Source organism: Paenibacillus sp. Marseille-Q9583 (genome assembly GCF_976954365.1).
Map to the genome: position 1 here is coordinate 88,688 of NZ_CDRJTB010000012.1, position 24,681 is coordinate 113,368.

The window sequence follows — 24,681 nt, forward strand, 5'->3', positions numbered from 1 at the left end:
TACTAGGAAGAACAAATTTCATTTGGGAGGTTTATTGATGAAAGCGTTATTAAGAAAGACGATGACCATAACGTTGGCTATAGGAATCGTAGGTAGTGTAACTGCATGTTCATCCGAATCATCTGGGGGAACTCAGTCGAAAAGTGGAAGTGTTAAGTTGACGTTATGGGACCAATCCGTAGGTAATACTGATCCATCTGCAAAATTATTGCCGGAAATCGTTGAGAAGTGGAACAAGGAGCATCCAGAAATTCAAGTTGTACGATCAGGAACGACTGGCGAGCAGTATAAAACCAAAATTAAGACTTCACTTGCGGCAGGTGAAGCACCTGACATTTTTTATGGAATGGGTGGAGGCAGCTTCATGCAGCCTTATATCGAATCCGGGAATGTGCTTGAAATTAGCAGCTATTTAACGGACGAAATTAAATCGAAGATGGCTCCAGGTATGTCTGAAGCTATCGAGGTTGATGGAAAAATCTATACACTGCCTGTCTATACCCATATCGCTAATCTTTTTGTAAATACTGAGTTGTTCGATAAAGCAGGAGCTAAAATTCCGACAACCTATTCAGAGCTGCTCGATGCGGGAGAGAAACTAAAGGCAGCGGGGATTACTCCGGCTCTCATTGGAGAGAAGGACCGCTGGCCCGGTATGTATTGGTACGATATGATTGCGATGCGCCAGGCAGGAAATGACGCAGTCATTGAGGCATTTAAAGATCCTTCCAAATGGAATTCACCAGATTTCGTTGCTGCAGCTACTAAAATGCAGGAACTTGGCAAATCAGGCTTCTTCAATAGCAGCATGTTCAGCATGAGCTATGATGAAATGCTTGGAGCGTTTAATGCAGGACAAGGGGCTATGATGTTTCAAGCCAACTGGGTAAATGCAGGTATCGAAGATCCATCCTCGGCCGTCAAAGGCAAGGTCAAGGTGATTCCTTTCCCGGTATTTGAAGACGGTAAGGGAAAGAATACTGAAATCTTCGGAGGAGCGGTGGATGGCTTTTATGTCAGCAATACCACAAAGCAACCCAAAGAAGCCGTTGAGTTTCTTATGTATCTAAGCGAGCAGCTCGGTACACAGGGCTTCCTTGCCGGAGCAGGGCTTCCTAGCTGGAACATTGACGCACTTGATACTTCTGGTCTGTCCGAACTTGATAAATCCGCAGCAGATATTATGAAAACAGCAACTTCTTTTATTGCATGGTGGGACAATATTCTCCCGGCTGATTCTGCGGAAGCTCACAAGAACTTAATCGCGCAACTCTTGGCGGGAGACATCACTCCTGATGAATTCTGCAAACAGATGGCACAGCTTAAACCAACGGAACTAAGCCTCTGATCTGTGAAAAAAATGAAGCGAGATGTGGTCAGAGACTGTCTCTGGCCACATTTTTGAGAGGAGAACCATGATGAACTCTGTATTTTCGAACAAGAGGGCCATTGCTATATTTGTCCTGCCTACCCTCCTCATATTTTGTTCCATTGTATTAGTTCCGATCTTTATCTCCAGTTACTATAGTTTATTAGATTGGAATGGCATCGGTAAAGGTACGTTTATCGGACTAGACAATTATGTGGAAATGTTCACAGATTCACGAGCATTAAATTCCATAAAAAATTCTATGCTGTTCGCGGCAGCATCAATTTTCATTCAGTTGCCTATATCGCTTTTACTTGCCCTTATATTGGCCTCTTCAGTCAAGGGTGAAGGATTTTATCGTGCAATATACTTCATTCCAGTGCTTATCTCAACCGTTGTAATCGCGCAACTGTGGTCTAAAATTTATAATGCGGATTACGGACTTTTGAATTGGTTACTGGAAAGCGTGGGTCTTTCAAATCTGGCACAAGATTGGCTTGGTAAAAAAGATACCGCCCTTGTGGCGTCCTTTATTCCAACGCTTTGGCAGTATGTCGGCTATCATATGCTACTGATGTATGCTGGGGCAAAGTCCGTTTCACAAGATATTCTCGAAGCAGCTAAAATTGACGGAGCATCCCGTATAAGAACTGCATTCTCCATTACCATTCCACTAATGAGACCTATTCTGAAAGTATGTCTTGTCTTTTCAGTCATTGGTGCCTTTAAGGTATTCGATCTAATTTATGTATTGACGGGCGGCGGTCCTTTATTCTCCACTGAAGTACCGAGCACATTGATGTATACAACTATTTTTGACACTTACAGATATGGATATGGTAGTGCGGTATCTGTTTTCATAATTCTGGAATGTTTAGTGTTTACAGTAGTTATTAATAAATTTTTTAAGACTGAATAGAGGTGAGGAAAGTGAGTACTGCAAAAGTGGTGTTGCGAAAAAGGTCGAATTATTTTGGGAAAATACTACTGCAAGTGTTTCTAATCCTTGTGGCAATCGTACAAATTTACCCCCTTATCTGGCTGGCATTTTTCTCGCTGAAAGATAATAGTGAAATATTCAGTGGTGATGTCGTAGGCCTTCCTAAGGAATTTCTCTGGAGCAACTATGTTAAAGCCTTATCAGACGGTAATGTATTAACTTATTTTTTTAACAGCGTGTTGGTAACGTCTGTATCCATTATTCTGGTACTGATTCTTGCTTCTATGACTGGTTATGCCGTCGCGAGGATGAACTGGAAATTCAGTGAATTAACGATGACCCTGATCCTCCTAGGGATGATGGTGCCGATTCATGCAGCCCTGCTGCCGCTGTTTATGGTCCTGAAGAACTTACATTTGCTGAATACATATTGGTCCTTGATTATTCCTTATGTTGCTTTTGGTATCCCTTTGGCCGTGTTCATCGTCAGTAGCTTCTTTAAGGGACTTCCCCGTGAATTGGAAGAATCAGCGGTCATTGATGGATGCGGCATTTACAGAACGTTCTTTTCCATTATGTTGCCGCTTATAAGTCCTGCTATTGCTACGGTTGCGATATTTACATTCCTATCTTGTTGGAACGAGCTGATGTTTGCGACTACGTTCATCAATGACTCACTCTATCAGACTTTAACAGTGGGTATGATGTCCATGGTGGGGACCTATATCACACAGTGGGGGATTATTGGAGCGGGGCTCATGATTGCTACGATTCCAACGATTGTAATCTATTTACTCCTCAACAAACAGGTGCAGAAGAGTATGATCGCAGGTGCAATCAAGGGATAAAGGATACAAAAATAGAAGGAGGATCTTTTAATGAAAGCTACGGTTACTGTTAATACTGATCAGTCGCGCGGAACGATCAGTCGTCATATTTATGGGCATTTTGCTGAACATCTTGGACGTTGTATCTACGAAGGGATCTGGGTAGGCGAGGATTCGCCGATTCCTAATACCCGCGGTATTCGGAATGATGTTCTAGAGGCGCTGCGAGGTCTTAGCATACCGGTGCTCAGATGGCCGGGCGGGTGCTATGCTGATGAGTATCACTGGAAGGATGGCGTTGGTCCACGTGAGGCGCGCAAGCATATGGTTAATACGAACTGGGGAGGTGTTGTGGAGAACAATCACTTCGGTACCCATGAATTCTTCGACCTTTGTGAACTGCTGGATACGGAGCCTTATATCTGCGGAAATGTTGGCAGTGGCACCGTTCAGGAGATGCAGGAGTGGGTGGAGTACATGACCTTTGACGGCGAATCACCTATGGCCAAATGGCGGAAGGCTAATGGCCGGGAGAAGCCTTGGAAGCTCAAATATTTTGGCGTCGGAAATGAGAATTGGGGTTGTGGCGGCAACATGCGGGCGGAGTACTACGCCGACGAATACCGCCGTTTCCAAACGTATGTCCGTAATTACGGACATAATCAAGTCTATAAGATCGCTGGCGGTGCAAACGTTGATGATTACCACTGGACGGAGACGCTAATACGTGAAGCCGGTGGACTTATGGATGGTCTCAGTCTGCATAACTACACAGTGCCTGGAGGATTTGAGATCAAGCGGCCGGCGACTGGCTTTGATGAAGCGGAATGGTTCGAGACCATGCAGCTCGCGCTACAAATGGACGAGCTCATTACCCGACACACGGCGATCATGGATCAACACGATCCAAAGAAACGTGTGGGCTTAATTGTCGACGAGTGGGGCACCTGGTTCCAAGTAGAACCGGGTACAAATCCTGGCTTCTTGTATCAGCAGAACACGCTGCGTGATGCGCTTGTTGCGGGACTGCATTTCCACGTATTCCACCGTCATTGCGACCGTGTCCACATGGCGAACATTGCCCAGACAGTCAACGTGCTACAGGCGATGATTCTAACGGAAGGTGATAAGATGTTGCTTACACCAACCTATCACGTGTTCGAAATGTTTAAGGTGCACCAGGATGCAGAGACGCTCGCGATTCACCTGGAGATTGGCGAATACCGTGTGGGTGATGAATCGCTTCCGCAAATCAGTGCATCGGCTTCGAAGCGGCCTAACGGAACGATCGACATCAGCCTATGTAACATCGACCCCCATCACCAAGTAGATGTATCTCTTGGGTTACGTGGGTTGGGTGGAAGGTTGAATGTTAGTGGCCGGATGCTGACGCATACAGATATGAATGCTCACAACACATTTGGGCAACCGGAGAGGGTGAAGCCACAGTCATTCAACGGCGTTACGAGTATAAGTGAAGACGGTTTACTGGCAACGCTGCCGCCGATGTCCGTGGTCGTGTTGACACTCAATTAAGGATTGTGTGCTTAGATCCGGCGTTGACATGGCATTATACCGCAGCAATAATGGATGTATATGAGGCTTTCATAGGATGTGAATCGGAAGGAGTAATATAATGGCTAAATTATCATTAGTTCATAAGGTCCCAACTCAGGAGAAGGTAGTCGCTTTTACGTTCGACGATGGGCCGCATCCATTATATACGAAAGAGTTGCTGGATATCTTCCATAAACATAATGGTAAAGCGACTTTTTTTATGATCGGTCAAGAGCTCAATATGTACGAGGCTATCGCAGCACAGGTTCATATGGCCGGACATGAGATTGCCAATCATACCTACTCCCATCCTGATTTGACAACACTGACTTTAGACGAAGCAAGAGCTGAATTGCAGCGGGCGGATGATACGATTCGTAAAGTGACGGGAACGCATGTATCGAACTTTAGACCACCTTTTTTTGGTGTTAACGATGATATTCTTAGGCTTGCTGCAGAATTCGGATACCATTCGATTGGCGCTGTAAACGGTGAGGCGAAGGATTGGGAACAGCCCGGTGTCGATTTTATTCTGGATCATACGAGACCAACCATCGAAAATGGAAGCATTTTTTTGTTTCATGATGGGTATGGAGAACGAGCTCAAACCATTGAAGCTGTCCGGATATTGGTGGAAGAGCTTGATGCCGAGGGTTATCGATTCGTGACTTTAAGTGAGTTGTTTGGAATCGCTGTTCTCCAGTTATAAAGATTAGCCAAAGGTAAGCATAATTTCCAGACGCTGTTGTCTCCGGATTTTCTGAATTGTCTCGCTTTTAGTGATCAATGATACCTTCATAACCTATTAACAGGGCCCCTTCCTCGATTTTATCGAGGAAGGGGCCCTGCTTTGTTGTGTAATGGCTGTACTCTCTGCTTGCTTGGGTGCTGGATTCTCACCAAATCTGAATCCTGTGTATGAGCCGGGTATCAGAGGAGAGACGAGCACGGCAGATGGGAACCCTGTACGGAATATACTTAGCCAAGCAAAAGGGAAACTTAAAAGCAAACCTGCCGAATGAAGCCGTAAGTGGGAAGGCCAAAGCCTTATCCATGCCTGTTAGTAAATTTACATACTTGCTTAAGATATGCTATCACTCACGCTTCCAAAGCATCTGAAAAACCTCACCCATTCGAATTGGATTGGGTGAGGTTATTTATATTATATGTGGATTTACTAGATTGATGTATTATCTCTTTGCATTTGGATGTTGTGTGGATTCCCGAATGATCAGATGGGTAGGAAGGAGAATTTCTATAAAAGGCTCCTCGGGATGATCAATGCGCCAGAAGAGTTGTTCTATAGCTTTTCGTCCAAAGTAAGACAAATCTACATCCATCGTTGTAGTCAAAGGAGTTGTTATCCGCGATAACTGTCCATTATCAAAGCTCACAATAGATACATCTTGGGGGATCTGATACCCAAGCTTGTACATCACGGAATTGATCAAGAACCCAAAGCCGTCATTGACACAGAACCAAGCCGTAGGCTGCTTATCCAACTTTTGTACAGCGTTGAACACATCATCCATTTCTTCAATGGCACGATCGAACACCCATATTGGGTTGTATTCAATTGCTGATTGGTATAGAGCCAGGCGATAACCTTCTAAACGCTCGTAATAGCTTGGTGAGAATTGAATATTGCCGATGAAGCCAATACGGGTATGTCCCAATTCAATTAAATGCTGCACCGCTGTATAAGCGGCATAACGATTATTGGTGAGAATACTATCGGCCTTAAGATCAGGGTGATGGTGATCAATTAACACGGTGGGAATCCCTGTGCCCGTCACTGCTTGAATATATGGTGTCGTAATATGGGACAGAATCAAGATTCCTTCTACGGAAGGATCAAATAATATAGGAGGCAGAATCAATTGTTCGGAAGCGTGATGATCAATAGATTGAATCACCATACGCTTATTTCGCTTCGCTGCTTCCTTCTCAATGCTCAAATAAATTTCTCCAAAAAAGTTACGTTTGGAAAATGCAAATTCTGATGCCAAAATGACAAAGGTTCCAGCTTCTTCTTCTGTGCTTTTGCGCCCTCGCGAATAGGTGTAACCCATTTCATTCGCAGTATCGATAATTAACTGTCTCGTTTCCTCACTCACACCGTCTTTACCGGACAGAGCCTGAGAAACAGAGTTCTTCGATATATTTAATCGATCGGCGATATCTTGCATTGTTACCTTCACCTTCATGCGAAGATACGTCCTTTCTAATTAGAAGTGTAATGAATATTCTTCCATACTGTCTCTCATAATACTAAAGATTATGTTGTAAAACTACATTACAACTATAAATTATTTTAACATTACAAACTATTTAAGTAAAGTTAATTTGTAATGTGATTAATTGTGTCTTTTTCATTAATACTCGAATAATAGGTTGACATTTTCGCTAAAAACTATAATAATAGCAATTGTAACGCTTACAAAGCCGCTTACAGGTATATGTTTATCTAATTTGTAACGTTACAAAAATATATCTAGGAATTACAAAATGCTGCACTGATGTGCATCGATACTCAGGGAGGGTTTATTTTATGAAGAAGAAGCTTTCAGTCATGCTTGCACTTACGCTTGTATTCACGATTCTTGCCGGTTGTGGATCAAAGAGCAGTAATTCAGGCACTTCAGCAGATGGAGTAACAACTATTGAGTTCTGGGCTGCACCTAACCCGACTCAACAAGCATATTGGCAGAAAATTGCCAAAGAGTATGAGACTGTTAATCCTAAAGTGAAAATCAATGTAAGTGCGATCAAGGAATCCCCTACTTCTGAGGCGAGTATCCAAGCTGCAATTGCAGGTGGAAGCGCTCCAACAATGACTGAGAATATTAGCCGTGGTTTTGCAGCGCAACTAGCAAACAGTAAAGCGTTAGTTCCATTGGATACGATTGCTGGCTTCAATGATATTGTGACAAAACGTAATATGACCAAAACGATTGAGCCTTGGGAATTTGCGGATGGCCATCAATATGTTCTCCCAATCTACTCGAATGCGATGTTGTTCGGATGGAGAACGGATATTTTGAAAGAAGCTGGTGTGAATGAAGTTCCGAGAACATACAGCGAAGTAATTGAGGCAACGAAAAAATTAAAAGCAAAATACCCAGATAAATATCTTTGGGCGAAACCTGACTTAGCAGACCCTACCTCTTGGAAAAGATGGTTCGACTTCTTTATGCTGTACAATGCAGCTTCAGATGGCAACAAATTCATTGAAGGCAGCCAATTTGTTGGCGATGAAAAGGCTGGCGTAGACGTTCTTACTTTCGTGGACAATCTTCGTAAGGAGAAAGGGCTGTTGTCTCAGAATGTAACAGAACCTTTTGAAAATGGCGTGGGCGTTTTTACGGATGTAGGACCTTGGACATTCAGCACATGGGCTGAGAAATATCCAGAGCTTCAGTACAAGGAGAACTTTGAAGTAACATTGCCGCCTGTTCCTGACGGTATGGATCCAGCGAATGCAAAAACATTTGCGGATGCTAAAGGAATTGTTATCTATGCATCGGCTAGTCCAGAGCAACAAGCTGCTGCAATAGAATTCATCAAGTGGGTATATTCGGATGACAAAAACGATGTTGCCTTTTTCCAAGAAACAAACTTGCCTCCAGCACGTGATGATGTAGGTACAAATGAAGTGTTTAAACCAGTATTTGAAAAAACGCCTGTATTGCAAGAGTATGCTAAAGCAATCCCGAATGCTGTTCCATCCATGGACAATCCGAAATTCAACGAATTGCAAACCTTTATTGGTCAAGAGGCCTTTAACAAAATCGTTCGTGGTGAGATTGATCCAAAAACGGGTTGGGACAATATGAAGAAGGCGATTGAAGGGGAACTTCAATAATGATTGAAAAAAATAATAATCGGTTAGGCTGGCTTTTTGCCAGCCCTTACCTTATTTTTTCGACTGTGTTTTTCTTGGGCCCGCTTATCTGGTCTCTATATTTGTCTTTTACTAACTGGGACTTGATTTCACCAACTTATGATTTTGTAGGGTTCAAGAACTTTACCAAAGCATTAGGTACGCCAGGGGTAAGATCGGCATTTTGGGTAACGTACAAATTTATGATCGTATTTGTACCGATTGTCACAGCCATGTCGCTTTTTGTAGCGGTAATTGTAAAAGGCTTACCTAAATTAAAAACCGTATTTCTTATTGGATTCTTCTTGCCTTACCTATCCTCAGGAGTTGTTGCATCCCTTATTGTTAAAGGTTTTTTGTCACATACAAGTCCTGTTCAGACGTTTCTAAGGGATCGGTTAGGTCTTGATATTGACTGGCTTGGCGGATCTTTCTCGGCATTGTTCGTCGTTGCGATGATTATGGCTTGGAAATTTACAGGTTACTATGCGTTAATTCTTACTTCAGGTTTAGAAAGCATTGATCAGGAAGTATATGAAGCAGCGGCAATTGATGGCGTGAAGGACAGCCAAAGGTTCTGGAAAATTACGTTGCCTTTGCTTTACCCTGCGATTTATACAACCTTAATTTTATCCTTTGGTGCAACATTCGGTATCTTTACTGAGGTCTACCAATTAACAGGCGGCGGACCAAACTACGCAACGAATACATGGCAAATGGAAATATACAGTCAAGCATTTAAGAACCTGCAGGCAGGTTACGCGTCAGCTATCGCGATTATGGCTGCGGTTGCGACATTTATATCTATATTCGTAATCCGGAAAATTCTGGAAATGTGGGGTAAGCGCAATGGTTGGGTCTAATTCAAACATCAAGCTCCGGCTGTCGATCCGCTATCTGATTGCGATCGTACTGCTCGTGATTATGGTATTCCCCTATTTATATATGGTATTGAACTCACTTGCAGATTGGTCACAGGTAGACCGGAAGCTGATACCGACGAAATTTACGCTGCGCTCGTATCAATGGCTCTTTACAGGTGGTGAGACCGGGATTACAAGACCATGGATTCACGCCTTCTTTAACAGTGTGTTCGTTTCTCTGGTATCTACAGCCTTAATGATGATGTTCGCGATTATGGTCGCTTATGCGCTCTCGAAGCTGAAATTCCGCGGGAGAGACTCTATTAACAACTTTGTGTTGTTTCATATGTTCTTCCCGGCAATCATTCTGATCATCCCTAACTTTTTGATTATTCAAAAAGTAGGACTGTTCGATACGTATTGGGCGCTCATTATTCCCAAGGCGATGAGTTTATGGGGGATCTTCATGTACACCAACTTTTTTAAGGCGGTACCCGATGCCTTCATTGAAGCCGCCAAGCTGGATGGGGCATCCGATTTCAAAATCCTGTATAAGATTATGATGCCGATGTCGAAGTCCATTACGACCGTTGTATTCCTATTCCTGCTAATGGAACGTTGGACAGAGCTCTTATGGGATATGATCGTTGTCCGAAGTGACGGCATGTTAACATTGAACGTTTTATTATCTCAGATGTTTGGTCCGTATCAATCGTATCCGGGTCCGATGTATGCCGGTGCAGTGATGCTCACCTTGCCAATCATTATTTTGTTCATTATTTTTGGTAAGAAGTTCCAGGAAGGCATGCAATTTAACTTGAAATAGGTCTGCACAGGAGGGGGTATCGATTGGAAAAGCCGTGGTGGAAAAGGGCGGTATTCTATGAAGTGTATATGCCAAGCTTCTGTGATAGCAACGGGGATGGGATTGGTGATTTCGAAGGTCTTACTTCCAAGCTGGATTATTTGCGGGAACTTGGCATCGGGGGGATTTGGCTAACGCCGTTCTATAAGTCTCCAAAAGTAGATAATGGGTATGACATTGCAGATTATTGTCAGATTGATCCAGACTTTGGAACGATGGAAGATTTCGAACGGTTTATTCAGGAAGCGAAGGCTCGCGGGATCAGAGTGATTGCCGATCTTGTCCTGAATCATACGTCTTCAGAGCATGCATGGTTCAAGGAATCGCGATCTTCAAGGGCGAACCCGAAGCGGGATTGGTACATTTGGAAGGACGCTGTGAACGGCGGTGTGCCTAATAACTGGGAATCGTTTTTTGGTGGAACCGCGTGGGAATGGGATGCTGCAACAGAACAGTATTACTATCATGGGTTTGCGAAAGAACAGGTCGATTTGAACTGGGCAAATCCCGAAGTTAAAGAAGCGATGAAGGATGTTATGGCTTACTGGCTGGGCAAAGGCATAAGTGGCTTCCGGTTAGATGTGATCAACTTCTTATCGGTGTCCGATCAATTCCCGGATAACCCGATGGATGAAGTAACGGGTGAGCAGAAGCATGTACATGATCAGAATCAAGATGGAATTATGGATGCCATCGAGGAAATTAGCAGGTTTGTTCATGCGCATAGCGGAATGTTCATGGTAGGTGAAGTCGGCTCTGAAGATATGGACATGCTGAAGCGTTACAGCGGAACGGGTAAGTTTGATGTGGTCTTTAATTTCAATCTGGGAAGCCAGAAGGAATTTAGTCCAGAGAATTTGTTCGCCGAGCTTAAGACGATGGAGAAGATGCACCATGCAGATCAGATTCCAACGTTATTCTTCGGTAGTCATGATATGGACCGCGTAATTTCGCGTTTTGGTGAAGGGGACGCGGAGATTGAGGAAGAACGGGCCCGCCTTATGGCAACGTTGGCCTTGACCGCAAAAGGGGTACCTTTCTTATATTTCGGTGAAGAGATTGGGATGCGGAATTTCGTAGCCCATAAGCTGGAAGATATGCGGGACATCCAAGGATTGAAAGCATATGAAATCGCACTACAGCGGGGGATAACCCAGGCGGAAGCCCTGAAAGTTGCGAATACAAAGGGAAGAGATGCGTCTCGCTCACCAATGCAATGGAACGCAAGTCCACATGGCGGGTTTACGTCAGGAACACCATGGATTGGCATGGGCCCAAATTATCAGCAATTAAACGTGGAGTCCGAATGCAATCAACCGAATTCATTATTACATTATTATAAAAAGCTTCTCCACTTGCGCAATACACAGGATGTATTTCAATTCGGGGATTATGACGTGCTGGAACGCAGAGGAAATCTTATTTTATATGTAAGAACTTTGAAAGAAACTAATACCAGAGCGCTCGTAGCCTTGAATTACGATAATCAGAGCATACAGATTGATCCTAGTGAGCTGCTGGATGGGCAAGCAACTAATATATTATCAAGCCGCCGAGACATAGTGAGCGGTACAGACTTGGTAACTCTGTTGCCGAATGAAGCCGCAATATGGATGCGTGCGCCGCTATTATTTGACTAGAGAGGAATTTTATTATTATGAAACTGCTCAAGAATACTGTGAAGACATGTGAACAACTGCTCATGGAATACGCAATGAAAGACGTATCCGTAACCAATACACAGAAATTAACATTCACAGGTGTAGATCATAAAGATGTCTACAATATTACAGCTCCATTCCAAGATGAGGGTGAGTGGGTGATTGCGGGGCGGGTTGAATCCCGTGACAGCGAGCATTCCGATGTTGTTTTTTTTGTCGAACGTGATGGACAATGGGTACCCCGTGAAGGAGCGCCTACCCTTGAACTTCAAGATCCTTTTTTCACGAAAATTAATGGCGAATTGATAGTTGGAGGCGTTCAAATTTATCCACATCCGGTAAAGGCTGATGCCTTAATGTGGCGTACAGTATTCTACCGCGGGAAGAACATCGCGAGCTTAGAACCATTCTTTAAAGGACCGGATGGCATGAAAGATCTGCGCCTAGTTGACCTGAAAGATAGCATCGGAGTACTGACCCGCCCCCAAGGAGATAAAGGAGGACGCGGTAAAATCGGCTTTACCCGCATTGCATCGTTAGAAGCGTTATCCATTCCATTGATCGAAGAAACACCGTTATTGGATGGACAGTTTGTTGATGAAGAGTGGGGCGGTGCGAATGAAGCACACTTGCTAAAGAATGGACTTCTCGGTGTTCTTGGGCATATCGCATCTTTTGATGATGCGGGCGATCGTCACTATTACCCGATGGTATTCGCTATCGATCCGGCAACTGGTGAGTACTCGGATATTCAATTAATCGCTGTACGCAATCAGTTCTTACCAGGTGTTGCCAAACGTCCTGATTTGGAGGATGTCGTATTCAGCGGCGGGCTCGTACGTCATGAAGATGGTACAGCTAATATATATGCAGGAATCAGCGATGCGGAAGCACAACGAGCAACAATCCCTGATCCTTTTGCTCAATTTGAAATTTTATAAGTATGAAATCCATTTGGTTAAGGGAGTTATTACAACATGAAAATCTATCGTTATGAACAAAATCCACTTATTACACCGGCGGACGTTAAGCCGTATCACGATGACTTTGAAGTGATTGGTGCATTTAATGCCGGTATTGCTAGCTATAATGGTGAAATATTAATGTTTCTCCGTGTAGCAGAACGCCCAATTAGCAAGGATCCAAAAATTGTGAAAGCTCCGATTTATAATCCGGAGACCAATGAATTGGATATTTTGGATCTGAATACCGATGATGAGCGCTTCGACTTCTCTGATCCGCGTGTGATTAAGAATAAATCCGCTAGTGCTACATTTCAGTACTTGACTTCATTATCTTATATCCGAATCGCTCGAAGTAAGGATGGACATCATTTTACGGTGGATGAGAAGCCATTTGTGTACCCTTCCAATTCACTGGAGACCTTCGGGGTAGAAGATCCTCGGGTAACCCAAATTGGGGATACCTACTATATTTATTTCTCGGCAGTCTCCCCTGTGGGCGTTGGAGAATCGCTGGTATCAACTAAAGATTTCGTGAATGTAACTCACCACGGCATGATCTTTGGGCCGGATAATAAAGATGTATTGATTTTCCCAGAGAAAATTAACGGCAAATATTATGCATTGCACCGTCCAACAACGAAAAGTACGGGAGATCCGGAAATATGGATCGCAGAATCGGACAACTTATTATATTGGGGTAACCATAAGCATCTGATCGGTTTGCGTGAGGGGATGTGGGATAGCGGCCGGATTGGCGGCGGTGCGGTTCCATTCAAGACCGAGAAAGGCTGGCTGGAGCTGTATCATGGAGCCACGCTGGAACATCGTTATTGCATGGGAGCAGTTTTGTTAGATCTAAATGACCCCTCGAAGGTGATTGCGCGCTCCAATGCTCCTATCATGGAGCCGGAAGCGGATTATGAGAAGAACGGATTCTTCGGCGATGTTGTATTCTCTTGCGGTGCACTCGTGGAAGGCGATGTTGTTAAAATGTATTACGGAGTCGCGGATACATCGATGGCTTGCGCAGAACTTAGTGTACAAGAAATTTTAGATAGCTTGATATACGTATAACAATAAAACGTCAAAACCGAAGTGGTTTTGGCGTTTTAATTTGGGAGAGAGGATGAATAGAATGAACATTAAATTAACTGAAAACTGGAAACTTCGTGATTTTCATGTGGGGGAAGCCCGGGATCTTGAAGTTGCATCGCCAGAGTTTATTGATTATTTCTGGATGACCACCTCAGTGCCCGGTGACATCCATACGACGCTTCGGGAGAAAGGCATTATTGATGATCCTTTCTTTGGCCACCAAGATCAGAAATGTCGTTGGATTGAAGAAAAGGTATGGTGGTATCGTACGGTCTTTTCATACGATTCTGATCTTAAACCTGGTGAGAAGATGGAGCTATTATTCGAAGGGTTAGATACCTATGCAACCGTATATCTCAACGGTGTGGAGCTTGGATCAACAGATAATATGTTCATTAGCCATTCATTTGATGTAACCCGTGAATTAAATAAAGGGAAAAATACGCTTGCCGTAAAATTTGATCCTATTCATGTACACGCAGGTGATAAGGTCCAATATTATTGGTCAGGCTTTAGTAAGAAACGGATCTGGACACGTAAAGCGCAGAGTCATTTTGGTTGGGACTGGGGTCCACGTCTGGTCTGTGCAGGCATTTGGAAAGAGGTGCATTTGATTAAACGCCGTCATGCACATTTAGATCATGTGTTTGCTCGAACAACTTCGGTAGAGGGTCAAGTAGGTGTTGTTGATGTGGATTTATGCGCACATGCCTTTGATAGCGGATGTTCGTATATGGCGCGTGTGGAACTTTTAGAAGGTACAGAGCGTGTTGCGGAAGAACATGTCTCTTTGGATAAGGTTGGAGGGATTACAGTTGATGGTGCGATTACAGCGCGTACGCTTCATCATTCAGTTACCTTGCAAGTGACGGATCCGAACTTATGGTGGACCCATGATCTAGGAACACCTTTCTTATATCATCTACGCGTTACGTTATTTGCTGATGGGGAGCGAATAGATACCTATGAGCAGCCATTTGGGATTCGAAAGATCGAGTTGATGCAGCTGGATGAAGAAGGGCGCCATGCTTTCACTTTTGTATTGAACGGCGTAAAGGTTTTTGCTAAAGGTGCAAATTGGATCCCTATTGATAGCTTTATTGCTACCGTGCCAGACAGCCGCTATACACATCTGCTTCAGATGGCCAAGGATGCCAATATGAATATGATTCGCGCTTGGGGTGGAGGCATTTATGAGCGGGATATTTTCTTTGATGAATGTGATCGGTTAGGAATCTTAATCTGGCAGGACTTCATGTTCGCTTGTGCATTGTATCCAGATTACAATCGTAATTTTATGAATAATGTTCACCGCGAAATTGAGCAGGTCGTCAAACGTCTTCGCAGTCGTACGAGCCTTGCTCTATGGTGTGGGAATAACGAGAATGATTGGTTGTATGAGGCACTGTCCTCTAACGGTGAGATCACACATCCCTTTTATGGAGAAAAAATATACCATGAGCTCATGCCAGCGTTACTGGAGCACCTTGATCCAACGCGAACGTTTTGGCCTAGCTCGCCTTTTGGCGGCAATGATCACAATTCGCGTGAGGTGGGCGATACCCATAACTGGCAAGTCTGGCATGGGAATAATGAGCCCCGTCAGTTTGGTGAACCGCAGACACAGGATTATAGTGTTGAAGGGATATCGTTCAAACGATTCAAGTCAGACTTCACGAAATTCGCCAGTGAATTCGGGCTGCATGCCGCTTCCAATCGTTACACCTTAGCAAAGAACATGCCGGACAATCAGTTCTATTGGGATAGCGATGAAATGAAGTATCGTAATAAAGATGTCCATTATCCAAAGGGCATTATGCTCATGGAGGGTTATACAGGAGTTCCGAAGGATATCAATGAATATATTCAATTCTCGATGCTGACCCAGGCAGAGGGATTGAGGTATGGCATTGAGCATTACCGCCGTAATAAGCCGGATACGAGCGGGGCTTTATTCTGGCAATTCAATGATTGCTGGCCGGGAACAAGCTGGTCTGTTATCGATTATTATGGCTTACCAAAGGCGAGCTACCACTATGCGCGTAAATTCTTTGCACCGGTACTCTTATGTGTGGATCATGATCCGAATGGACAGCTGCTGTTATGGGCTCTCAATGATCGCCGTGAAGTTTATCAGGATGAGGCGGAATTAACGATCTATCGGATGGATGGTACAATTGTGTATCAGCGTGCATTCGACGTTATCGTTGAAGCGAACAGTAAAGTTAATTTTGCCAAGTTAACTGAAGCTGAGGTACTGCAGCAACATAGCGCTGGCGAGGTTGTGGTCGTACTTCGTTCGAAGAAACGGGTAACAGAAGATTATGTACTCTATTTAAGAGACTATAAGGATATGGATTATCAACCCGCACATGTTCAGATCTCCGTGGATGAAGCGAAAGGACATATCCACTTGATTTCGGATCGTGTGGCACGGATGGTGATGATCGAACTAGATGCAGCCTGGGTGATCATGGACGATAATTTCTTTGATCTGATTCCGGGTGAGGAGAAGACGATTCGTGTGCATCATGTTGATGCCGGGGCACTGCCTTGGGAGACCTTACGTGTAACGGCAATGAATGATGCGTATTAACAAAAACTTGGATTTAAGGAGATGAGTTAAGATGAAGGCGGCTGTATTTCAAGGAACTAAGCACATTGAATTTAAGGACTGGGAAGCTCCGGCTGTTGGCTCCAAAGAAGTTAAACTTCGAGTGAAATGCTGCGGGATCTGTGGTACAGATCAGCATATTTATCATGGATACCCAGGGTCTGCGGAGGTGACAGCTCCGATTGTGTTAGGACATGAGCTTGCGGGCGAAATAGTGGCTGTGGGTGAAGAGGTTACGACCTTACAAGTGGGGGACCGTGTATCGGTTGATCCGAACATCTATTGTGGTAACTGTTATTTTTGCCGGAATGGAAAAGTACATTTATGCGATAACTTGCAGGCTGTTGGGGTGACTCGTGATGGTGGCATGGGCGAGTATTGTGTTGTTCCTGTAGCGAACTGTTACTTGCTACCTGATGAAATGAGCTGGATTGAAGGTGCGATGATTGAACCTTTAGGTTGTGTACTTCACGGTTATAAGAAGCTGGATATCCGTAAGGCACACCAAGTCCTGATTATCGGCGGAGGTTTTATTGGTCAATTGTTCTTGCAACTCGTAAAAGCTGCGGGTGTTAAAGGGATTATTGTCAGTGAGCCAGAAGTGTTCAAACATGACCGATTAGTCGAATTAGGTGCGGATGAAGCCGTATCTCCTGCAGCAGAAGGTGTGATGGAAGCTCTCCATCATCAATTCGATATTGTCATCGAATGTGTTGGCCGTGCAGATTCTATGGAACTGGCTGTTAAGGCATCACGTAAGGGTGGACAAGTCTTAATGTTTGGAGTTGCTTCCCCGGACACGTTGATTCAAGTCTCACCATTCGAAATTTTTACAAAAGAGTTGAACATCATGGGCTCTTTCATTAATCCGTATACCCATGAGGAATCGATTGCGTTAATTGAGAAGGGGATCGTTCAGATTGAGTCGTTGATTAGCCATCAGTTTTCGCTGAAAGATATACCGGACATCATGGGCGAATATCCGAAACTGCGTGTTTCTAAAGGGATTATTGTGCACGAGAGGTAGTATTAAATCATAGTAGGCGTACAACAACGATGACTATTGGCTATTTGCCATAGGTCATCGTTTTTTTTGTGGGCAAAAGCTGGCTGCGACGAGGTCTCTCTTTAGAAAAATATTGAAATTAATATTCAGTTGAGAATCCCTTCACTATCCCTTTACGATTCAGAGTTAGAGTTAAAGGAGGCCATGAGAAAAAGGAGCTTTGTCATGAACACAGATCCTAAAGTACTTATTGTTACGTCGGCATTTGGGGACGGGCATATGAAAGTGGCTGAGGCCATCGAACATTCATTTAGACGTCGGGGGATTAGTCGGATTACAACTCTGGATCTATTCGCAGCAGTCTACCCTACCTTAAATGAGCTATCCCGAAGGTTCTATTTAAACAACACAGGGTATACGCAAGAATTTTATGGATTCTTGTACACAATGACGAGCAAGATGAGGCCAGAGCAGTTCATGGGTAGACTCATCCATTCTATGGGCAAACAAAAAGTACAAAGGATCATCGACGAGATACAGCCGGATATTATTATTCATACCTTTCCTTATTTGGCTGCTGCTGAACTAGCTTCAACAACAGGAAGTCGAATACCTCTGTTCACGGTTATGACGGATTATGTAGTTCATGGCAGATGGCTTCACCCACGAACGACGAAATATTTTATCGCTTCAGAAAGCATGAAGGCGACTCTGATGTCAGCAGGGATCGCTGAAGAGAAGCTTGTGGTCAGTGGGATTCCCATTCGGGAGGCTTTTGAACAGTCTCAGGATCGTAAAGCGCTTTTGCGCAAACATGGGTTAAAAGGAAATCGTCAATATTTATTACTAGCGGCAGGAGCTTACGGCGTTTTAAGTGACATTGGCGGTTTAATAAAACGAGTACTGCTTCAATCAAGCTTCGATGTTATCGTATTGTGCGGGAATAATCATAAGCTTCGAGCAGCTACGGGGGAGCTTTTTCAAGAGAACCCTCGAGTTCACATTTTGGGATATACCGAAGAAATGCAGGAACTGATGTGCATAGCTTCCTGTCTATTGACCAAAGCTGGTGGGATTACCTTGACTGAGGCGATGGCTCAAACACTTCCAGTTATCGTCTATCGACCACTCCCTGGTCAGGAGGCAGGTAATGCAGAATGGTTATCTGGGCAGCATTTGATAGAGATTGCACGAAATGAGGAGCAGTTAGTAGAGCAGCTCCAGCGATTGGAGCATATGGCGTACAGAGATGAAAGGGAACAGCATATGAAGGTCTTTTCGCGGAAATCAGCCTCGGATGCTATCGTTACCGAAGCTTTAGAGGCTATTAAATTGCGTCAGCTGTCTGTTCCCGCAGCAAAATCCATGCTTGTTGAAGGGCAGGCGAAGACGATTCATGGATATTATTAGGAAGAAAGAAAGACAACAGCAGACGTTTACCCGCCTCGCAATGATTCTCTTTTTTATAGAGTGGATAAGAGGGGCTGTCCTAATCACGTTCTTACCCACTTATTTATTGACGAGTTGGGGGCTTACAGCGTCAGTAGTTGGCATTGCGGTCTCCGTACACTATTTAACGGACAGCTTGATCAAAAGCTTCATCGGCTATCTCTTGGATAGATATCCTGGACGTACCGTGCTTCATGGAGGGTTCTTTCTTGGGTTCGTTGGACTGTTATTGATGGTGACAACGCATAGTTCGTGGATGCTTATTGTAGCCTCTGCTTGCTTGGGTGCTGGATTCTCACCGATCTGGATCCTATGTATGAGCCAGGTATCAGAGGAAAAACGAGCACAACAGATGGGAACCTTGTACGTATACTGGATGGCTGGTCTAGGTCTGGGTCCCGTAATGATGAATTTGTTAATTGGTGGTGGGCTGTCACTGTCCCTTGCTGTCATTGGATTATTTTTCGTAGCGGGCTGGATCATGGTAGGTCTTGTAAAGATGAACAAGGTCTCGGTGCAGAGTGTGAATATATCCGTAGGTGAGCAGTTTGTATCTCTATGGAACAAAGTAAAAAAGGGCGGATTTCTGGTCCCTGGCATGCTGCTGCAGACTACAGCGGGCGGGATACTAGTCCCTTTTCTAACAAGCTTTGCTATTTCGCATCTGGGTCTTTCACATTCTCAGTTGTCTATCATGTTATTTATGGGAGGAGCAGGCGTAGTTCTATTTCTTGTACCTATGGGAAAATGGTTTGATCAAGTCGGAGGAAAGTGGTTCCTTGTCATTGGGTTCGGCGTATTTGCAGTTGCCTTATTTGGCTTAACTTCTATTAATTCCTTCTCCGCCGCCATTGGGCTATCGCTTCTGCTGGGGTGTGCTTATGCTGCTTTGCTTCCCTCTTGGAATGCTTTAATGGCCAGTTACATTCCCGAAGATTCCGTGGGGATTAGCTGGGGATTATTGTTTTCCATAGAGGGTTTAGGAGTGGTTATTGGTCCTCTAATTGGGGGCTGGCTGGGAAGCACAGGGAATCAATTGCTGCCTTTTCAAGTCAGTGCCTGTTTGTTTGGACTAATAAGTGTTGTCTACTTGCTATCTCCCGCCCGATTATTTATTCACAGAAACAGAGTAACCAAGAAGCTTCCGAATGTATCATAGTTAAGATTTATTTAATAGACTCTTCATAACTCCTGCAGCTCCCCTGACTTCCGGCGCCGCCGACTCATGAATACCAAAGACAATGCAATGATCGTGAGAATAATCCCAAGTACTTGAAACCCCTCAAAGCTGAACTTGCCTCTCATTACGATGCCTATCAACAAGGAAGAGAGAATGGTTCCCAAATATCTTGAAGTATTAAATAAACCGGATGCTACGCCGATCATTTCCTTGGGTGAACTTTGGAACAAAGCTGCTTGCATACCTACATTATTCAACCCATTGCTAATCCCGAATGCAGCCAAAGCCAGGCACACGCTAATAACCGGTGAAGATTGATTCAATGTCACGAGCCATACCGATCCCGCAGTCATCAATATTGCAGACACTAGTAGTGCCGGTCCTGGTCCGGATTTATCGATCCATCGTCCGGCTATTGGAGAAGTAACTAGAGAGCATAGGCCTAAGGTTAGCATAAGTATCCCTGTTTGATACTCGCTGACATGGCGAACCATTTGCAAGTAGGACGGAACTCCGAAAAAGAGTGAGTAAAAGAGTACGTTAACGAGCATGAATTCCACATTAACCCATGTCATTGCAGGATATTTGGCGAATGTGCGTAAAGGGATAAAAGGCGAAGTCGCTGTTAACTCATGTCGTACGAATACCCCTAGCAGAGCGAGTCCTATCAGTGAAACAATGATATTTCCTAAGGCAATGTGTCCAGATGATTTTGCTGAGAGCAATCCAATGAGCAGGGCAACCAGACCCATTGTGAAGAGCAGGATCCCTGATCCATCTATCCAACCGAACCATTTGCGAAGGGACGTGCCCGGTGCAACGGTTAATGACGAGTTTTCCTTAGGGATATTTCTCCAAGACAATAGAAAGCTCACAACCACAAATGGAATATTGATGAAAAAGATAGCGGGCCAGCCCCACCAGTGTATGATAACCCCGCCAATAAAGGGTCCAATGGCTGCCGCACCGGATAGGAAGATGGACAAAACAGACAGCGCTGTCGCTTGTTTTTCCGTTACATGAATTCGCACTATAGCCATCCCAACGGCAACCATCATGCTTGTTCCAATGGCTTGCACAATGCGGAACACGAGGAGCCACGCGAAGTTTGGTGCGAATGGAGCTAATAATGAGGCAATGAAGGCTACTACAAGCCCGGTAAGAAATATTTTCCTCCTACCAAATAAATCGCTGGCCTTTCCCATGACGGGTTGAGCGATGCTACTAGCAATGTAGAAAGAAAAAATAATCCAAGAAACACCTGTATAGTCAAGTTGGAATACATTTTGAAATCTTGGAATAGCAACAGAAACCATTGAAGAGTTTAATGGGTTCAATAGTATCCCTAGACCCACTGAAATCATTAACCACCAATTCCGAGCACTCATTTTGTGTCCCCCTAAAGCGTATTAATGTCATCCTACTTGATTTTAATTATTCATTCCAACGCATTTTATGTTATATTCTCATTGACTTAAAGGAATGAATGGGGTGCGAAATGGAACTTCTACAGCTGCAATATTTTCTCGCGGTAGCTCGGTTGGAGCATGTGACTGAAGCTGCGCGAAATCTGCACGTTACTCAATCATCACTTAGTAAAACAATACAGCGCTTGGAGGAGGATCTAGGAGTCCCTTTATTCGATCGAGTAGGGCGGAACCTGCGTCTGAATGAGTTCGGAAGCAGATTCCTTCGCCGTGCAGAAAGAGCTTTGTTTGAATTGGAGCAGGGGAAGCAGGAGCTTAGCGATTTATCTCACCCGGAACATAACACGCTTGAGTTAGCAGTGACCACCGCCAGTACATTACCCAATATCCTTCGCGAGTTTCGAAAAAAGCGACCTGATATTCAATTTCATGTGCAGATGCTGACTACGAAGGAAATGGTTACACTTTTGGATAGAGGAGAGGTGGATTTCTGCTTGTCCTCACCCCCTATAGAAGGGGACGACATCGAATGCCAAGTCGTATTTATCGACCCAATCCTTGTAGCGGTTCCTAAGGGGCATCGGTTGGCAGATCGAAGCAGCGTATCTTTGATAGAGCTGAGAGATGAATGGTTCGTCGGAGTTAAGAGTGGTTATGGAACTCGGGATTTAATAGACTCAGTGTGCCAATCGGTTGGATTTACGCCTAAATATGTGTATGAGGGGGATGAACCTGCAAGGTTAATCACTCTTGTGGAAGCTGAGATTGGTCTTGCCTTCATACCAAGTACAGCTAGAAATTCACGGGAAGACATCAAATATCTCCAAATAGAGAATCACGAATTGGTACGGGAAATTGCTCTAATATGGCACAAGAGTCGGTACATTTCGCGGGCTGCTTTGGAATTTCGTGAGGTAGTTGTAGAATATTTCGGATCGTTATACAAAGAGGTTTAAGACAATTGGGGATGGTTATCTAGAGGTATTTAACTGGATGCAAAAGAACAATTGCATCCAGCTCAAGGACGCATAGTTTATAGAAATATTTTATAATGAAGATGTAGAAAAATCCGGTAGTGTTTAGTTATCTGATGTTGGTTCTTCCATAAACCATGAAATATGGGTGCATCTCTTACAAATAAGTATAGCAGCGTTTTTATTCGCCCAGTCAAATCCTAGAAAGGATGCTCCGCTTGTGTTAAGCAGTTTATAATCCAGATGAAAGGTATCGTTTTGACAACAAGGACAGGTTATTCGCGCGCCTGCAGCACTGTATCTCATTTTAAAAACCTCCTGTGAATTTGTATAGTTCTTTAACGCATCTGAGGTTATTAAGGTTTCATGTACTCGAACTTACTAGTCAATTTGGGGTGGAATTATGAATAGCTGGGAAACAGCATTGTCAAAGGTATGTGAGCTTTATTTTTCATCGGAAGTGAATTCGAAATTAGAATGGATCTTGGTGGGCTCGGTAGGCTCGGTTTTACAGGGCTGTGAAATGACTCCGGGAGACGTTGATATTTATACAAAAAATAAAGGAGGGATTGCACAATTTGCAGAACTTCTGAAGGAATATTCCTTGCTGGATAAATGTGAATTCCCTCATGGGGAGAACTGGTTATCCTCTTTAGAAGAACCTACATACACTCAGACCTTTTCTTCGGGCTTCTCATGGACAAAGGGGAGTTGGATCATCGATGGGTTTAAAGTGGAAGTCGTTCATATCTCCAATTCAGCGGGAATTCCTGATTCTATGGACGGTGATGGGATATGGGAAGGTGGACAATTCATTTGGAATCATTTTAGGAATGTGACAATTGGACGGTACACTATTCCTACGGTTCCTCTAGAAATACAGCTAGAATCTAATTTAAGAAGACAACGATCAGACAGGACACAAGCGATTATTTCTGCATTGCAAAAATATGGCTACGATCAAGAACTAATCGAAAAAGCTCTATCAAAGAAACACTTACCTTATTTTTATTCTCAAATGAATTGAGCAAAGGAGTTTATTTTTAAAAAGGGAATTAACTGGTATAATATGGCTTATAATCGAGAAAGGTGTTGATTTCAATGTCTGACTTTTTTGATCCAGGACCTAATCCAAATGTGTCGGACCCTGGGGGTCATAAAGCAAACCATGATGTCAATGCGCAAAAATATCATACACAAGGTGTTCCTGGATTTTGGAGCGAGGTAACCAATCTGTTCATCGTGGTGGCAATAATTGCAGTTATTTTCTTACTCATATGGATCTTCTAATGGCGTTGTAATGAAAAAATGACAGCCCTCATTTAACTTGAGGGCTGTCATTATCGTTATTGAGCTGAGTATCCTCCATCGATGACTATTTCCGAACCTGTAATGTATGAAGATTCATCTGTTGCCAGAAATAGCGCCGCTTGGGCAATATCGATGGCTTGACCCAAACGCTGCAAAGGTGTTGCCTGAATCAATCGGTCTAGCAAGTCCTTTGAAGTACTTAATGTTTGAGTCATTGGCGTTTCAATAATTCCAGGGAATAGAGTGTTTACCCGTACGCCTTGACGGCCGAAGGTTGTAGCAGCCGCTTTAGATAATGCGCGAACTGCGCCTTTGGATGCCGAGTAGTGATTAAAGCCTTGACCGATCAGAGCTGTATAAGAAGAAATATTGATGATCGAACCTTTCTTTTGAGCTGCCATATAAGGCGCGACATGTTTAATCCCAGCGAACGGGCCATAACCATTGATGGAATTGATTTTCTGCCAATCCTCAATATCGATTTGATCAAATGGCTTTTCAGAAGAGATGCCTGCGTTATTGACAAGAATATCAATCTTACCAAAACGATCATGTACTTCCTTTGCCAGCACTTTCCAATCCTCATCTGAGGCAACATTCAATTTCATTCCATAAACATTCTGTTTCTGGCTTACTTTCTCTAGCGCTGCCTCATTGATATCTGCGGCAATAACGATAGCGCCTTCTTGAGCAAA

20 protein-coding genes are annotated in these 24,681 nt (G+C 43.9%); 17 read left to right on the top strand and 3 right to left on the bottom strand.

What is annotated here, in order from left to right; genetic code table 11:
• The first annotated feature begins 37 nt into the window (after window positions 1-37).
• The 5 genes from ACWNM1_RS08470 to ACWNM1_RS08490 all read left to right on the top strand — a co-directional run bounded on the left by ACWNM1_RS08470 (window position 38) and on the right by ACWNM1_RS08490 (window position 5,402).
• Window positions 38-1,348 (top strand): extracellular solute-binding protein, encoded by a 1,311-nt coding sequence (locus ACWNM1_RS08470; protein WP_449600645.1) that lies wholly within the window; start codon window positions 38-40, stop codon window positions 1,346-1,348.
• Window positions 1,349-1,415: 67 nt separating this feature from the next.
• Entirely contained in the window at window positions 1,416-2,288 is an 873-nt protein-coding gene (locus tag ACWNM1_RS08475) for a carbohydrate ABC transporter permease (protein WP_449600646.1), read from the top strand.
• An 11-nt stretch (window positions 2,289-2,299) separates the two neighbouring features.
• The gene (locus tag ACWNM1_RS08480; RefSeq protein ID WP_341114379.1) at window positions 2,300-3,157 is read left to right on the top strand and encodes a carbohydrate ABC transporter permease; all 858 of its coding nucleotides are present in this window, start codon (window positions 2,300-2,302) and stop codon (window positions 3,155-3,157) included.
• Between the two features lie 30 nt (window positions 3,158-3,187).
• Window positions 3,188-4,672: an alpha-N-arabinofuranosidase gene (locus ACWNM1_RS08485; protein ID WP_449600647.1), complete on the top strand. Its 1,485-nt coding sequence runs from the start codon at window positions 3,188-3,190 to the stop codon at window positions 4,670-4,672.
• A gap of 100 nt (window positions 4,673-4,772) precedes the next feature.
• A complete protein-coding gene (locus ACWNM1_RS08490; RefSeq protein WP_449600648.1) occupies window positions 4,773-5,402 on the top strand; it encodes a polysaccharide deacetylase family protein in 630 nt (209 codons plus the stop codon).
• A 481-nt stretch (window positions 5,403-5,883) separates the two neighbouring features.
• Here the strand turns inward: ACWNM1_RS08490 and ACWNM1_RS08495 are convergent, their stop codons facing one another.
• Window positions 5,884-6,900, bottom strand: a complete 1,017-nt coding sequence (locus tag ACWNM1_RS08495; protein WP_449600649.1) for a LacI family DNA-binding transcriptional regulator — start codon at window positions 6,898-6,900, stop codon at window positions 5,884-5,886.
• 344 nt (window positions 6,901-7,244) lie between these two features.
• Between ACWNM1_RS08495 and ACWNM1_RS08500 the strand changes: the two genes are divergently transcribed.
• The 10 genes from ACWNM1_RS08500 (at window position 7,245) to ACWNM1_RS08545 (ending at window position 20,253) form a co-directional block, all read left to right on the top strand.
• The gene (locus ACWNM1_RS08500) at window positions 7,245-8,558 is read left to right on the top strand and encodes an ABC transporter substrate-binding protein (protein WP_149646680.1); all 1,314 of its coding nucleotides are present in this window, start codon (window positions 7,245-7,247) and stop codon (window positions 8,556-8,558) included.
• Window positions 8,559-8,560: 2 nt separating this feature from the next.
• Window positions 8,561-9,439, top strand: a complete 879-nt coding sequence (locus ACWNM1_RS08505) for a carbohydrate ABC transporter permease (RefSeq protein ID WP_188114673.1) — start codon at window positions 8,561-8,563, stop codon at window positions 9,437-9,439.
• On the top strand, window positions 9,426-10,265 hold the full coding sequence (locus ACWNM1_RS08510; RefSeq protein ID WP_076117117.1) for a carbohydrate ABC transporter permease: 840 nt from the start codon (window positions 9,426-9,428) through the stop codon (window positions 10,263-10,265). Before ACWNM1_RS08505 ends, ACWNM1_RS08510 begins: the two co-directional genes overlap by 14 nt.
• A gap of 23 nt (window positions 10,266-10,288) precedes the next feature.
• Window positions 10,289-11,944 carry an alpha-glucosidase gene (locus ACWNM1_RS08515; RefSeq protein ID WP_449600650.1) on the top strand — a complete coding sequence of 552 codons (1,656 nt, stop codon included), beginning with the start codon at window positions 10,289-10,291 and terminating at the stop codon, window positions 11,942-11,944.
• Between the two features lie 17 nt (window positions 11,945-11,961).
• Window positions 11,962-12,906 carry an MTP-1 family protein gene (locus ACWNM1_RS08520; protein ID WP_449600651.1) on the top strand — a complete coding sequence of 315 codons (945 nt, stop codon included), beginning with the start codon at window positions 11,962-11,964 and terminating at the stop codon, window positions 12,904-12,906.
• Window positions 12,907-12,942: 36 nt separating this feature from the next.
• Window positions 12,943-14,004, top strand: a complete 1,062-nt coding sequence (locus ACWNM1_RS08525) for a BtaManbiosPhlase (RefSeq protein ID WP_042190695.1) — start codon at window positions 12,943-12,945, stop codon at window positions 14,002-14,004.
• A 67-nt stretch (window positions 14,005-14,071) separates the two neighbouring features.
• Window positions 14,072-16,621: a beta-mannosidase gene (locus ACWNM1_RS08530; RefSeq protein ID WP_449600663.1), complete on the top strand. Its 2,550-nt coding sequence runs from the start codon at window positions 14,072-14,074 to the stop codon at window positions 16,619-16,621.
• Window positions 16,622-16,652: 31 nt separating this feature from the next.
• Entirely contained in the window at window positions 16,653-17,666 is a 1,014-nt protein-coding gene (locus ACWNM1_RS08535; protein ID WP_449600652.1) for a zinc-dependent alcohol dehydrogenase family protein, read from the top strand.
• A 204-nt stretch (window positions 17,667-17,870) separates the two neighbouring features.
• Window positions 17,871-19,055 carry an MGDG synthase family glycosyltransferase gene (locus ACWNM1_RS08540; RefSeq protein WP_449600653.1) on the top strand — a complete coding sequence of 395 codons (1,185 nt, stop codon included), beginning with the start codon at window positions 17,871-17,873 and terminating at the stop codon, window positions 19,053-19,055.
• Window positions 19,042-20,253, top strand: coding sequence for an MFS transporter (locus ACWNM1_RS08545; protein ID WP_449600654.1), 1,212 nt, complete (start codon window positions 19,042-19,044; stop codon window positions 20,251-20,253). Before ACWNM1_RS08540 ends, ACWNM1_RS08545 begins: the two co-directional genes overlap by 14 nt.
• A gap of 23 nt (window positions 20,254-20,276) precedes the next feature.
• Here the strand turns inward: ACWNM1_RS08545 and ACWNM1_RS08550 are convergent, their stop codons facing one another.
• Window positions 20,277-21,662 carry an MFS transporter gene (locus tag ACWNM1_RS08550; RefSeq protein WP_449600655.1) on the bottom strand — a complete coding sequence of 462 codons (1,386 nt, stop codon included), beginning with the start codon at window positions 21,660-21,662 and terminating at the stop codon, window positions 20,277-20,279.
• Between the two features lie 110 nt (window positions 21,663-21,772).
• Here ACWNM1_RS08550 and ACWNM1_RS08555 point away from each other — a divergent pair, with 110 nt between their 5' ends.
• Complete coding sequence (locus ACWNM1_RS08555) at window positions 21,773-22,657, top strand: LysR family transcriptional regulator (RefSeq protein WP_449600656.1); 885 nt, start codon at window positions 21,773-21,775, stop codon at window positions 22,655-22,657.
• 421 nt (window positions 22,658-23,078) lie between these two features.
• Entirely contained in the window at window positions 23,079-23,702 is a 624-nt protein-coding gene (locus ACWNM1_RS08560; protein WP_449600657.1) for a hypothetical protein, read from the top strand.
• A 319-nt stretch (window positions 23,703-24,021) separates the two neighbouring features.
• Here the strand turns inward: ACWNM1_RS08560 and ACWNM1_RS08565 are convergent.
• Window positions 24,022-24,681: SDR family NAD(P)-dependent oxidoreductase (locus ACWNM1_RS08565; protein ID WP_449600658.1), on the bottom strand; the 660-nt coding region annotated here is incomplete at its 5' end.

Excerpts from the sequence above, each read along its gene's own strand:
- ACWNM1_RS08470 (WP_449600645.1), top strand. The coding sequence starts at position 38 with ATGAAAGCGTTATTAAGAAAGACGATGACCATAACGTTGGCTATAGGA.
- ACWNM1_RS08475 (WP_449600646.1), top strand. The coding sequence starts at position 1,416 with ATGATGAACTCTGTATTTTCGAACAAGAGGGCCATTGCTATATTTGTC.
- ACWNM1_RS08485 (WP_449600647.1), top strand. The coding sequence starts at position 3,188 with ATGAAAGCTACGGTTACTGTTAATACTGATCAGTCGCGCGGAACGATC.
- ACWNM1_RS08490 (WP_449600648.1), top strand. The coding sequence starts at position 4,773 with ATGGCTAAATTATCATTAGTTCATAAGGTCCCAACTCAGGAGAAGGTA.
- ACWNM1_RS08495 (WP_449600649.1), bottom strand. The coding sequence starts at position 6,900 with ATGAAGGTGAAGGTAACAATGCAAGATATCGCCGATCGATTAAATATA.
- ACWNM1_RS08500 (WP_149646680.1), top strand. The coding sequence starts at position 7,245 with ATGAAGAAGAAGCTTTCAGTCATGCTTGCACTTACGCTTGTATTCACG.
- ACWNM1_RS08510 (WP_076117117.1), top strand. The coding sequence starts at position 9,426 with ATGGTTGGGTCTAATTCAAACATCAAGCTCCGGCTGTCGATCCGCTAT.
- ACWNM1_RS08520 (WP_449600651.1), top strand. The coding sequence starts at position 11,962 with ATGAAACTGCTCAAGAATACTGTGAAGACATGTGAACAACTGCTCATG.
- ACWNM1_RS08525 (WP_042190695.1), top strand. The coding sequence starts at position 12,943 with ATGAAAATCTATCGTTATGAACAAAATCCACTTATTACACCGGCGGAC.
- ACWNM1_RS08535 (WP_449600652.1), top strand. The coding sequence starts at position 16,653 with ATGAAGGCGGCTGTATTTCAAGGAACTAAGCACATTGAATTTAAGGAC.
- ACWNM1_RS08540 (WP_449600653.1), top strand. The coding sequence starts at position 17,871 with ATGAACACAGATCCTAAAGTACTTATTGTTACGTCGGCATTTGGGGAC.
- ACWNM1_RS08545 (WP_449600654.1), top strand. The coding sequence starts at position 19,042 with ATGGATATTATTAGGAAGAAAGAAAGACAACAGCAGACGTTTACCCGC.
- ACWNM1_RS08550 (WP_449600655.1), bottom strand. The coding sequence starts at position 21,662 with ATGAGTGCTCGGAATTGGTGGTTAATGATTTCAGTGGGTCTAGGGATA.
- ACWNM1_RS08555 (WP_449600656.1), top strand. The coding sequence starts at position 21,773 with ATGGAACTTCTACAGCTGCAATATTTTCTCGCGGTAGCTCGGTTGGAG.
- ACWNM1_RS08560 (WP_449600657.1), top strand. The coding sequence starts at position 23,079 with ATGAATAGCTGGGAAACAGCATTGTCAAAGGTATGTGAGCTTTATTTT.